We start from the raw sequence: 13,263 nt of genomic DNA, 5'->3' as shown, positions 1-13,263 counted from the left end.
TATAAAACAGGAATAGTTTATAATGAAATACACGATTTACATATTTCTTTTTTTTACGCTTTTAGTCAAAGCGCAAATTCCTACGCTTGATAATTACAACCAAATCTGGACAACTCAAAGTAATAATTCATCCGAATCAATGCCTTTGGGCGGAGGTGATATTGGTGCAAATGTGTGGGTAGAAAAAGGCGATTTGTATTTTTATTTTTCACGAAGCGGCACTTTTGACGAGCATAATACTTTACTGAAATTAGGTCGGATAAAAGTGAGTTTAACCCCAAATCCTTTTAAAGATAACGAAGGCTTTCAGCAGGAATTAGTTTTAAAAGATGGCTATATTTTGATTGCTCAAAAGGATACTAAAATAAAACTTTGGGTAGATGTTTTTAAACCTGTAATTCATTTGGATTTAGAAAGTAAAACACCGCTAAAAATGACGGCCTCTTATGAAAGCTGGCGTTATAAAAACCGAGATTCTAAAGGTAAAGCGAATAATGCGAATTCGTATAAATGGGCTCCTCAAGGCGAAATTGTAACTTTTAAAGATTCAATTGCATTTGAAAATAACGGAGTAAAATTTTATCACAGAAACAAAGAACAAACTGTTTTTGATGTAGCCGTAAAACAGCAAAAAATGGAATCGGTTAAAGGCCAGATGCTGAATCCGTTAGCAAATTTGACTTTTGGCGGAATGATGTGGGGTGACAATTTAAAACCGGCCGGAACTTATGTTGGAAAATATCAAGACACAGATTTCAAAGGATTTCGCCTTTCAACTATAAAGTATTCTAAAAAACATTCTTTAGAAATTCATTTAGAAACAAGTCAAAAAGAGATGAATACTTGGAATTCAGATTTGAAAAATCAAATTTCGAACTATAAAAATAAATCTAAACAGGCAGAAAAAAATACGCTAAAATGGTGGAATAATTTCTGGGATCGCAGCTTTATTTATACACAGAAAAATAATTCAACGGCAAAAGATTCGGTGTATCAGATAGGGCAGAATTATCAATTATTCCGTTATATGCTGGGTGGTAATGCGTACGGAAAATACCCAACGAAATTCAATGGTGGATTGTTTACCGTCGATCCCGTTTTTACGAATCCTGATTTGAATTTTACACCCGATTTCAGAAATTGGGGCGGCGGAACCATGACGGCTCAAAATCAAAGATTAGTTTATTTCCCGATGGTGAAAAGCGGTGATTTTGATATGATGAAATCACAGTTGGATTATTATTTGAGCCTGCAAAAAAATGCCGAATTGCGTTCGAAAGTGTATTGGAAACACGGTGGAGCTGCTTTTACAGAACAATTAGAAAATTTTGGTTTGCCCAATCCAGCGGAATACGAATGGAAACGTCCAGCCGATTATGATCCCGGAATGGAATACAACGCCTGGCTCGAATATGAATGGGACACCGTTTTTGAGTTCTGCCAAATGATGTTGCAACAGAAAGAATATGCCGGGGAAGATATTCAAAAATACAATTCGTTTATCATCAGCTGCCTTCGTTTTTTTGATGAACATTATCAATATCTGGCTAAACAAAGAGGTAGAAAAGCATTGGATGGGAACGGACATTTGATTCTTTTTCCGGGTTCAGGTGCCGAAACTTATAAAATGACAAATAATTCGAATAGCACGATTTCGGCTTTGACGGTAATTTCAGAAAAGCTTTTAAACCTTTCGGAAAAAGATTTGTCCAAAGAAGAAGTGGATTATTTAAAAGTTTTTCAAAAAAGAATACCGCCTTTAAATTTTGGTCAAATAGAAAATCATAAAATTTTACTACCGGCTAAATCTTGGGAAAGAATTAATAATACTGAAGTGCCGCAATTGTATTCTGTTTATCCTTGGGGAATGTATGGTATTGGAAAACCGGATTTGCAAATCGCTTTGAATACTTGGAAATACGATACGGACGCCATAAGATTTAGAAGTCATATTGGATGGAAACAGGACAATATATTTTCGGCTCGTTTGGGATTAACCCAAGAAGCAGCCAAATACAATCTGCTAAAAATGGCGAATTCCGAGCGAAGATTTCCAGCATTCTGGGGACCAGGATTCGATTGGGTTCCAGACCATAACTGGGGAGGAAGCGGTATGATAGGAATGCAGGAAATGCTTTTGCAGGAAGCGAATGGAAAAATTTATCTTTTTCCGGCCTGGCCAAAACACTGGAATGTACATTTTAAATTGCATGCTGGTCAAAATACAACAATAGAAGCGAACCTCGTAAATGGAGAATTGAAAAAGATAAAAGTTTTTCCGAAAGAAAGACAAAAAGATATTATAAATCTGTTAGGGATTTCAATAGAAGAAAAGAAAAAATTATACTAACTATTACCAATCACAATGATAAAGAAATTTATGAGCGCTGCAGTTTTAGCAGTGCTTTTGACAGCAAATGCGAAGGCACAGGGTACCGAAAAACAAACCGTAAAAGTCGATTTAGATTTTGCAGGAAGAAGACTTGAAGAAGTCCATGATAAGACTTATGAATCATGGGTAATCAACGAACAGAGAGAAGCCGAAAAATCATTTAACGGACTCAACTTTAAATTAAAAGGAAACTTTAATTCGAAGTGGTATAAACTTGGAATGAGTGCGCCATTTTACAGCAGATTAGGAAGTGACGGTTTGGTTACAGCCGAAAATTTAGATCTGACTATCACAGGTTTAAAAGAAGGAACACATACGCTTTTGACGTATCATAATGCTTTTGACGTGATTAGAGAAAAGACTTTTTCGCCAATCAAAATTTATGTAAACGGCAAATTAGCCGAAACTGTAAATGCAAGTCAAAGAGCCAATAATCGTATTGATGCGACGATGGCTTATGTTACTTTCAATGTCGATAAATCTCATCAGGCAAATATTCGTTTTGAGATTGATGCCAATTCAAATCCTAATGTGGTGAAAGAAATTGTACTTAATGGATTTGAAATAGATACATCCAATTTAATGAATCAGGCCCGTTCTTCTTTTCCAAAAAGTGGCGACGAGCATGTGGAAGCAGATAAAAAATTAGAGTTGACCTGGGAAGCTTCAAAAAATGCAGTGGCACATCAGTTGTATTTTGGTGAAGACGAAAAATCTTTGGCAGCAGCTAATGAAAATTCGAAGGAATACAAAGGGAAATTTACTCAAAACAAACACGAAGTTTCTAATTTATACAGCGGTACAACGTATTATTGGAGAGTTGATGCCATTGATAACAAAGGAACGGTGACTCCGGGAAATGTCTGGTCATTTAGACCTGCACAATTAGCATTCGTTGGAGCAGAAGGATATGGCCGCTATGCTATTGGAGGTCGTGGTGGGAAAGTTGTGGAAGTAACCAATTTAAATGATGACGGACCTGGAAGTTTGCGTGATGCGATTAGCCAGGAAATTGGACCGAGAACAATTGTCTTTAATGTATCTGGTAATATCGCACTCAAATCAAGATTGGTAGCCAATCAACCGTATATTACTATTGCGGGACAAACAGCTCCGGGGGAAGGAATTACGATAAGCAGAGCGCCTCTTGGCTTGACGGGCAATGACGGCGTGATTCGTTTCTTGAAAGTCAGAATCGGTGGTGGAACAACTTTTGACGGAATGGGTTTGACCGGAGCGAATTACAGTATTATTGATCATTGTTCTATCAGTTGGACCATTGATGAATCGTTTAGTTCTCGTGGCGCACATCACATTAGCTTGCAGCGTACTTTGATTTCGGAAGCCTTGAATGTTGCGGGTCACGATAAATATCCAGCTGGAAAAATGCACGGTTATGCGGCAACCATTGGTGGTGATATCGGTAGTTTTCATCATAATTTACTGGCACATAACGAAGGTCGAAACTGGAGTATCGGTGGTGGTTTAAATGGTGATGGGTATTACTCAGGAAAATTAGATATTCGAAATAATGTAGTTTATAATTGGGGACATCGCGCTACAGATGGTGGTGCTAATGAAGTGAATTTTGTAAATAATTATTATAAACCAGGAGTTTCTACAAAAATATTTGTGGCACTAAACGCCCAACATGAAGGAGTTGGAAAAGGAATGCAGCGCTATTTCTTTGATGGTAATGTAATGCCAGGTTATTTCAATGAAAAAAATCAGGAAAAGGGAAGAAAAGCAACTTTATCGCACGGAGACACTTCCAGTTATGAAACTTTTGTAAATAAGCCATTTTTTGAATCTCATGTAACGACTCAAACAGCTGAAGCAGCCTATAAAAATGTATTATCAGATGTAGGCGCAAATCAACCATTTTTTGATAAACATGATCAGCGAATTATTGATGAAACTTTGAAAGGAACTTATACATACAAAGGAAGTAAAAGTGGTTTAGGAGGATTGATTGATAATGAGCAAGACGCTGGTGGATGGCCAAAGTTTACAAATGAAACGCGTCAAACAGATTGGGATACAGATCATGATGGCTTACCAAATTGGTGGGAAAAAGCCAAAGGTTTGAATGAAAATTCAAAAGCAGATGATTTCTCGGATGCCAATTCAGATGCAGATAAAGACGGTTTTACGCAATTGGATGACTATTTGAACTGGATGGCGCAGCCACATTTCTTTGTAAATTCGGGAGAAAAAATTTCGCTTTCGGCTGTAGATTTTTTTAAAGGATATGAGAAAAAACCGGTGTATACTTTTTCGGATCTTAAAAACGGTAAAATAGTTTTGAAAGGAAAAAGTATTCAGTTTACAGCTGTAGAAAGTGGATTTGCTTCAGTTGTAATTACCGTGACAGATGCTGATGGAGATACTATGAGCAGAACTCTAAATTTCTTTGCTAAATAAACAACAAATCTGCCTTGACTGCTAAAGCTGCTAAAGATTATTTTACGCAGATTTGGCAGATCGAGCAGATAAAAACATATCAAAATGAAAAAGAACATCATTCTATTATCGACGCTATTATTTTCGAGTGCTTTTATGGCTCAAAATAAAGGTTTGGTAGCCAATGCAAACAGTCCTTATTCGAAATTGCAGAGCATAGGTCTGGAGGATGTAAAATGGACAAATGGTTTTTGGAAAGAACAATTTGATATTGAAACCCAAAGTACACTGCCGTATATGTGGGACTTGTATCATAATGATGAGGTGTCTCATGCGTATGCTAATTTTGAAATAGCAGCTGGAGAAATGAAAGGAACTTTTAAGGGACCTTCATTCCACGACGGAGATTTTTATAAGATTTTTGAAGGAATGGCAGCGACTTATGCCGTAACCAAAAACAAGAAATTGGATGCCGAAATGGATGAAGCTATTGCGTTGTTTGCAAAAGTACAGCGTAAAGACGGTTACTTACATACTCCTGTTTTAATTGATGAACGTTGGGGAACTTTAGGGCCAGAAGAAGTTAAAAAACAATTGGGTTTCGAGAAATACAATATGGGACATTTGATGACGGCGGCTTGTATACATTATCGTGTAACTGGAAAAACTAATTTTCTAAATATTGCCAAAGGTGTAGCCGATTATTTGTATGATTTTTACAAAAAAGCTTCACCAGAATTAGCCAGAAATGCGATTTGCCCTTCACATTACATGGGAATCGTCGAAATGTATCGTACCACGAAGAATCCAAAGTATTTGGAATTAGCGAATAATCTGATCGATATTAGAGGAACAACAAATGACGGAACAGATGACAATCAGGATAGAATTCCTTTCAGGCAACAAACCACCGCTATGGGACACGCAGTGAGAGCAAATTATTTGTACGCAGGGGTTGCCGATTTATATGCCGAAACAGGTGAGAAAAAATTATTGAATAATCTCGAATCGATTTGGGATGATGTGGCGTATAGAAAAATGTACATTACTGGTGCTTGCGGCGCTTTGTATGATGGCGTTTCACCAGATGGAACTTCTTATGACCCAACTGTAGTTCAAAAAATCCATCAAGCCTATGGAAGACCGTTTCAATTGCCAAATGCTACAGCACATACCGAAACCTGCGCTAATATTGGGAATGTATTGTGGAATTGGAGAATGCTACAATTAACAGCTGATGCTAAATATGCTGATATTGTAGAATTGGCTTTGTACAATAGTGTTTTGTCAGGAATAAGCTTAAAGGGAACCGAGTTTTGCTACAACAATCCGCTGAATGTTTCAAACGATTTGCCTTTTCAGCAAAGATGGGGCAACGAACGTGAAGGTTATATTGCTTTGTCGAATTGTTGTGCACCAAATGTAACGCGCACTATTGCAGAAGTGAGTAATTACGCCTATAGTTTTTCCAAAGAAGGAGTTTATGTTAATTTGTATGGCAGTAATAATTTGAATTCTACAACTGAAGCTGGAGAAAAAATTGAAGTAGAACAACAAACGAATTATCCTTGGGATGGTAAAATCAATTTAGAAATAGCAAAAGCACCTAAAAAGGAGTATGCTTTTTTCTTGCGGATTCCAGGCTGGAGCCAAGGTGCCGAGGTTATGATTAATGGTAAAAAAGTAAATTCTAAAATTGTTTCGGGTTCTTATGTTCAATTAAACCAAAAGTGGAAAAAAGGTGACGTAATCGAATTGAATATTCCGATGCCGGTTGAATTGATGCAGGCTAATCCTTTGGTGGAGGAAACGAAAAATCAGGTTGCCGTAAAAAGAGGGCCTATTGTATATTGCCTGGAATCGCATGAGCTTCCTGCAAATACAAAAGTGAATGATGTAGTTTTGGATTTGAATTCTAAATTCACCACTGACTTTATTAAAATTAATGACAGAGAATTATTAAGCATAACTGCCAGCTCGTCAATTAATCCCGATAATTCATGGGATAAAAAATTGTACAAACCCATTTCTGCTAAAGACAATAAGAGGCTTACTTTAAAATTAATTCCTTATTTTGCGTGGGGAAATCACGGAAAAGGTGAAATGACCGTTTGGATGGCGCATTAATGCAAGGTTTACTTTAATTTGTAGTATAATGGTTATTTACCCCCTGTCTAATTGCAATATACCTACTGTTTTTAGAATCTAATAGATATAATTTTGCGTTTATAAATACGTGATATTAAATATTTTTTATGAAACATGGATTTATTAGCTAATATTTTTCTTTGGACTTTAGTTAAAAACAACTCCATTTAATAGTGCTTACATTAATTATACAGTAAACCTTTTATGAAAAAAATAATGAACTTCCTGCTGCTATTGGCAATTTTTAATACACAAGCACAAGAATTTATTCCACTTTGGGCAAAAGGCAAATTGCCAAATTCCAAAGGATTAGTTGTAAAGGACAGTATCAATAATGAGCGTGTAATGCGGGTAGGAATGCCGGGTATTCACGCTTTTTTTACTTCCAATCAAGAGAATAAAGGGGCTGCGGTTTTGATAATTCCGGGTGGAGGTTATCATCATTTGTCCTATAATATTAGTGGTTTTCAATTGGCAAAATGGTTTAATACAATGGGGATTAATGCTTTTGTGCTAACACACCGACTGCCAATTTCGCCAGACCTGAAAGAAAGAGAAAAAGCACCACTTCAGGATGCTGAAAGAGCCATGAGGATCATCCGAAAAAATGCTTCTAACTGGAAACTTAATACCAACAAAATTGGTGTAATGGGCTGTTCTGCCGGAGGACATTTGGCGGCAAGCCTTGGGACCATTAAGGATGATTTTGCTAAAATTGGAGATGAATTAGACGGCTTCTCTTTTAAACCCGACTTTATGATTTTGATTTCTCCGGTGATTGATATGGGTAAAGAAACACATAAAGGAAGTTTAGAAAATCTGCTTGGTCCAAATCCTTCTGCAGAATTAATCAAAAAATACTCTTTACAGTTTCAGGTAAGCGAGTATACACCTCCCACTTTCATAGCACATGCTTTTAATGACAAAACGGTATCGCCAAAAAACAGTCTGCTGTTTTATGATGCTTTGTTAGCAAACAAAATTCCTTCGAGCCTTCATATTTTCAATCAGGGAGGTCATGCCATTGCACTAAGAAATAATCCCGGATCAGCAAATTTATGGACTGGTATTTGCGAAGAATGGCTGATGGAAATAAATATCCTGAAAAACTAAAATTATAATCTAACTACATCTATAACTTATGAAATACATTATAACTTTATTTCTGACTTTAAGTACTGTTTTATTATTCGCACAAACAACTGACAATCGGTTTGAATTGACAGTTGCACAAGATGGGTCGGGAGATTTTAAAACCATTCAGGAAGCTATTAATAAAGTACGGGATCACGCTGAAAAACGAGTTGTTATTACTGTTAAGGAAGGTAATTATAATGAAAAAGTAGTGATTCCTTCTTTCAAAAGAAATATTACTTTAAAAGGAGAAGATAGAGAGAAAACCATTATTTCATTCAATGATTACTCTGGAAAACCTTTTAGAGGAATCGATGTTACGGGCGATACAAAATTCAGCACGTATACTTCTTATACTTTATTTGTTCAGGGAAATGATTGCTCTTTAGAAAATTTGACTGTAGAAAACACATCCGGCAAAGTAGGACAGGCAGTAGCTCTGCATGCAGAAGGAGACAGAGTGTCGGTGAAAAATTGCTCAATTCTAGGAAATCAGGATACTTTGTATTTGGCAAAAGGCGGAACCAGAAATTATTTCGAAAATTGTTACATCAATGGTACAACCGATTTTATTTTCGGAGCGGCAACAGCTTATTTTTATAATTGTACTATAGAAAGCCTTAGCAATTCTTACGTAACAGCAGCATCTACTACACTGCAGGATCAATACGGATTTGTATTTGTCGATTGTAAACTAACAGCAAAAGACAATACAGTAGATAAAGTCTTTCTGGGGCGACCATGGAGACCTTATGCAAAAACAGTTTTCATCAATACAGAATTAGGTTCTCATGTTGTTCCCGAAGGATGGAATCCGTGGAAAGGAGATAAAAATTTCCCAGATAAAGAAAAAACTGTTTTTTACGCAGAATATAAAAGTAAAGGAGAAGGAGGAAAAGACTTGTCTAAAAGAGCATCATGGTCACATCAATTGAAAAAATCCGATCTTAAAGAATACGATTTGGATAAAGTATTGAATGGATGGAATCCTAAATTATAAAATTTATAGTTGCTTTTTCGGCCTATTAGTTTTAAATCTAAGCTTACTACTGCCTAGGTTAATATTTCTGTACAAACAAATATCTGGAAAATGTAACTCAAAACGGCATATGATCTTTTAGGAAGATTTTACTAAGTCTTTACTAACGCAACAAATCACAATTATCATTTCTAGACTGCTGAAAGAATATCCAGAAGATTAGTCTTTACAGCAATGATAAAAAGCGAAAACCAACCTTTAGCTTGAATACAATTGGTTTATGAGAATTCTAATCTTATAAATTCTAATATTGAGACTAAGTATTAATAAGAAATTACCCCCGTAAATTTTAATTTTAATTTTTTTTTTAATTTTTTTTATTTTTCTCATAAATTCTATTTTTTGTAAGTTTTTTAGTTTAAAGAAATCGATTTCCTAACTTGTCATCATGTAGAAAAATTATGCATAATTACTATTCAACAAAAGTATTTGACAAAATCCTTATGTTTTTAGGTATTTTTTCTTACTTATCTTCTTAGTATCTTGTTATATTCAAGATTTTACTCTTTTTTTTGATGTAACTTTATTTTGTCTTACATTTTTTTATTGATATAGTTTTTTTATTGATTTTTTTTTGCTGATAAATTTTAAACAGGATACAACAGGACAGTTGTAATTTTCAATCCTTATATTTTTGAAATCAGGTAATAAATGTGTTTTTAACGTTTAAAATTTTGCAACCGTTTAATAGCTTTTAAAAATGGGGCTTTTTCTTTAACAATGAGAATATTTTTTTTATAAACTAACTAACCTAACTATTAATCTAACTAAATCAAACATTTATGAAACAAGCACTTATAAAAAGATGTAGTTTTATTTTGTTTGCATTACTGAGCATTGTCACTTATGCTCAAACTGCAAGCAGTCAAATTAAAGTTACAGGTACTGTTAGTGATCCGACCGGATTGCTTATACCTGGAGTTAACGTAACTGAAAAATCTACCAAAAACTCTGTAAGTACAGATTTTAGCGGTAGGTATGAAATTAATGTCAAGCCTGGCGCAACATTAGTTTTTTCTTTTATTGGAATGAAGAAAATGGAAATTCCATTAAATGGGCGTACCAATCTTGATGCTAAAATGCAAGAGGACTCTAATATATTAGATGACATTGTAGTTGTAGCTTATGGTACACAGAAAAAGAATAATATTACGGGTGCTATTGCTACAATAAAACCAGACGATATTAAAGATTTGCCTGTTTCAAATTTATCACAATCATTAAGAGGTTTAGTTCCCGGACTTTCAGTTAGTGGGGGATCAGGGCGCCCTGGAGATCAGGCATTTCTTCAAATACGTCAAACTTTTAGTTTTTCTAAAGATGGAGGGTCAAATATTCCATTAATTGTTATAGATGATATGGTGCAGGTTGATCCAGAAAATGGATTGCCATCTTTAGAGGCATTTAATCGATTGGATCCAACAGAGGTAGAAAGTATTACCGTGTTGAAAGATGGATCTGCAGCAATATATGGTTCAAGAGCATCACAGGGTGCTATTGTTGTAAAAACAAAAAGAGGTAAAGCAGGTGCAACTAAACTTTCTTACTTAAGTCAATTTTCTGTAAATGACGCAATAAGCCATGCGAAAACTATGGACTCATACGATTATGGACTATGGTCAAATCGATTTTTAAGTGCTAAAAGTAGTGATGTTGCACGTTTGTTCTCTCCTTCTGAATTAGAAGAGATGAAAGGTTTAAATTATGATTGGTTGGAAAAAGCATGGAAACCAGCTATTCAACAAAAACATGCTTTGAATATTAGTGGTGGTACAGAGAAAGCTACCTATTTTGCAAGTGCCACTTACTTTACTCAAGGAGCTAATTTAGGTAAGCAAGAATATGATAAATGGACTTTTCGTACGGGAACCAATATTAAAGTATCAAATTCTTTAGATTTTTCTGCAGCAGTTTCTGCTAATACTACTGATATAGAAAAGTCATTTACTAAAGCCTCTGCAAATATTAGTGATGGAAGTTATGGTTCACTCGCAGGAGGAGGAGAACAAGCTGATTATGGATATTTATTGCATATGCCTAAATATATTCCATGGACAATGGATTACAAAGGAAAAGAATATTATGTATCACCTTTTCCTCGTACAGATCGTAATTTAGGTGCTCCTAATAACAGAACTATCGCTGGCTGGAATTATTTTGCAACTTTGGATAACGGATCAAAGCAAGTTTCAAACGACTTTTCATATAATGTGAATATGTCTTTAAATTATAAAGTACCATTTGTAAAAGGACTGTCTTTTAAAGGTACGTATGCCAGAACTGAATTTACTGATAACTCTGAGCAAGTTCAATTACCTTTTGATTTAGTAAGAATTAAAAATTATGAAAAAGAAGGTTTTCACCTGGCAAGTGAGGCAATAGAGAATAACATGGAAATAAAAACCAATAGTACTAATGCGAGGGTAGCTTATAATACTTCTTTTAACAAAAGTGTTCAAACCAATTTCTTTGTAAACTATAACAGAACTTTTGGGAATCATGATATTGAGGCAATGGGAGGCGTTGAAAAAACAGAATCAGAATACAATAAGAGAACACTTTTGTATGAAAATACCACAGTAGATTATGGTGGTACGTATCAAACAGCTGGAACTCTTTCTACTTCTAACTCAGTAGCCACAAAAGGAGAAGCAGGTACACTTTCTTATTTAGGACGTATTAACTATAGCTTTAAAAATAGATATTTGTTGCAATTGCTTTTCCGTAGTGATGCTTCAACAAAATTTGCTCCTGAAAATTATTGGGGATTCTTTCCATCTGCACAATTGGGATGGATTATGTCAAAAGAAGATTGGTTTAATAATGCGCTTCCATGGGTAGACTTCTTAAAAGTGAGATATTCAATAGGAAAAACGGGTAAAGACAATGTTCAGGCATGGAGATGGGATCAGTATTATGATATTATTACCGATAAAGGTTATCAATTTGGATCAAATGGTGGTCTTTTGGGCAGTGGACTTTCACCAAAAGTTAATCCAAACAGAAATGTAGGCTGGGATACTACAATAAAAAATAACCTTGGTCTTGATTTTAATGTTTTAAAAAACAGATTGCAGGTTAGTATTGATTATTATTATGATAAAAACCAAGAGATGTTAACAACAATGGCTGGAACTGTAGGGGTGCCAATCTCAATAGGGGGGGCTTTTGCTGAACAAAATTATGCTGCTGTAGATGCTTGGGGAACTGAATTTAGTGTAAACTGGAGTGATAAAATTAAGAAAGATCTAAGTTATAATGTTGGTGTTAATTTTGGGTTTAATGGTAATGAAGTTAAAAAATATCCAGAGCCTGCACTTAAACATCCATCTTATAATGTAACTCAGGAAGGCTCTTCTTCTTTCTTTCCTGTATGGGGATTTAAAACATGGAAAGGAACTTCTACTGGAGATGGGATTTTGCGAACAGACCAGGATATCATAAATTATTGGAATTATTTAACAGAAAGAGCAACAGCCGCTGGAACAACGCCTAGCTTTAATAAGATAACTACTATGGAAGGTTTGCAAAAGGGAATGCTGGCTTATCAGGATCTTGGCGGACAATTTGACGGTACTACTGGACAACAAGCCGGACCTGACGGAAGAATAGAAAAAAATAATGATTATGCAAAGTTAGTTAACTCAACGAGGACTTACGGCTTTACAACAAATTTAGGGGTAAAATACAAAGGGTTTTATGCCAGAACTCAAATTGCGACTTCTTGGGGAGGGTATCGAGAAATTGATTTGGTAAAGCAAGGAACCTCATCTTCGCATAATATGTGGTCACATGAGAGTTTCCTTACGGATATGTATGGAAGTGACAATGTAAGTGGTAAATATCCTAACCTTGCTTTTTATGATGACGAAATGGTGGGTGCTCCTTCTGATTTTTGGCAATTGGATACTTTTCGATGTACTGTTAGAAATTTAACTCTAGGATTTTCTCTTCCTAAAGAAGTTTTGTCAAGTATAAATATTGAAACATTCACTATTGGGGTAACGGGCAACAATTTATGGGACTTATACAACCCGTATCCAGATCATTATCGTAATATGTACGATAGCCCTTATATGCCATATCCTACTCTTAGAACTTGGTCTCTTAACGTAAACCTTTCTTTCTAAATTAAATTAATGTCAAT

Annotated in this window: 6 protein-coding genes; all 6 read left to right on the top strand. The window is 35.3% G+C overall.

Features of this window, described 5'->3' with window-relative positions; translation table 11 throughout:
• Positions 1–22 precede the first annotated feature (22 nt).
• The 6 genes from ACEN2I_RS05840 to ACEN2I_RS05815 all read left to right on the top strand — a co-directional run bounded on the left by ACEN2I_RS05840 (position 23) and on the right by ACEN2I_RS05815 (position 13,246).
• Entirely contained in the window at positions 23–2,350 is a 2,328-nt protein-coding gene (locus tag ACEN2I_RS05840; protein ID WP_441765152.1) for a DUF5703 domain-containing protein, read from the top strand.
• A gap of 15 nt (positions 2,351–2,365) precedes the next feature.
• The gene (locus ACEN2I_RS05835; RefSeq protein ID WP_441765151.1) at positions 2,366–4,816 is read left to right on the top strand and encodes a pectate lyase family protein; all 2,451 of its coding nucleotides are present in this window, start codon (positions 2,366–2,368) and stop codon (positions 4,814–4,816) included.
• A gap of 84 nt (positions 4,817–4,900) precedes the next feature.
• Complete coding sequence (locus ACEN2I_RS05830) at positions 4,901–6,922, top strand: aceric acid hydrolase (protein WP_441765150.1); 2,022 nt, start codon at positions 4,901–4,903, stop codon at positions 6,920–6,922.
• 225 nt (positions 6,923–7,147) lie between these two features.
• Positions 7,148–8,056, top strand: a complete 909-nt coding sequence (locus ACEN2I_RS05825) for an alpha/beta hydrolase (protein WP_441765149.1) — start codon at positions 7,148–7,150, stop codon at positions 8,054–8,056.
• Positions 8,057–8,084: 28 nt separating this feature from the next.
• Positions 8,085–9,077: a pectinesterase family protein gene (locus tag ACEN2I_RS05820; RefSeq protein ID WP_441765148.1), complete on the top strand. Its 993-nt coding sequence runs from the start codon at positions 8,085–8,087 to the stop codon at positions 9,075–9,077.
• A gap of 821 nt (positions 9,078–9,898) precedes the next feature.
• Complete coding sequence (locus tag ACEN2I_RS05815; protein ID WP_441765147.1) at positions 9,899–13,246, top strand: SusC/RagA family TonB-linked outer membrane protein; 3,348 nt, start codon at positions 9,899–9,901, stop codon at positions 13,244–13,246.
• The last annotated feature ends 17 nt before the right edge of the window (positions 13,247–13,263 follow it).

Origin of the sequence: Flavobacterium sp. W22_SRS_FK3, from assembly GCF_052113665.1 — a bacterium.
Classification (GTDB): domain Bacteria; phylum Bacteroidota; class Bacteroidia; order Flavobacteriales; family Flavobacteriaceae; genus Flavobacterium.
The sequence above is the reverse complement of the archived record's forward strand: the minus strand, read 5'-3'. Positions and strand labels throughout refer to the sequence as shown.

Coding starts and splice junctions, on each gene's coding strand:
- ACEN2I_RS05820 (WP_441765148.1), top strand. CDS start 8,085: ATGAAATACATTATAACTTTATTTCTGACTTTAAGTACTGTTTTATTA.
- ACEN2I_RS05815 (WP_441765147.1), top strand. CDS start 9,899: ATGAAACAAGCACTTATAAAAAGATGTAGTTTTATTTTGTTTGCATTA.
- ACEN2I_RS05825 (WP_441765149.1), top strand. CDS start 7,148: ATGAAAAAAATAATGAACTTCCTGCTGCTATTGGCAATTTTTAATACA.
- ACEN2I_RS05835 (WP_441765151.1), top strand. CDS start 2,366: ATGATAAAGAAATTTATGAGCGCTGCAGTTTTAGCAGTGCTTTTGACA.
- ACEN2I_RS05840 (WP_441765152.1), top strand. CDS start 23: ATGAAATACACGATTTACATATTTCTTTTTTTTACGCTTTTAGTCAAA.
- ACEN2I_RS05830 (WP_441765150.1), top strand. CDS start 4,901: ATGAAAAAGAACATCATTCTATTATCGACGCTATTATTTTCGAGTGCT.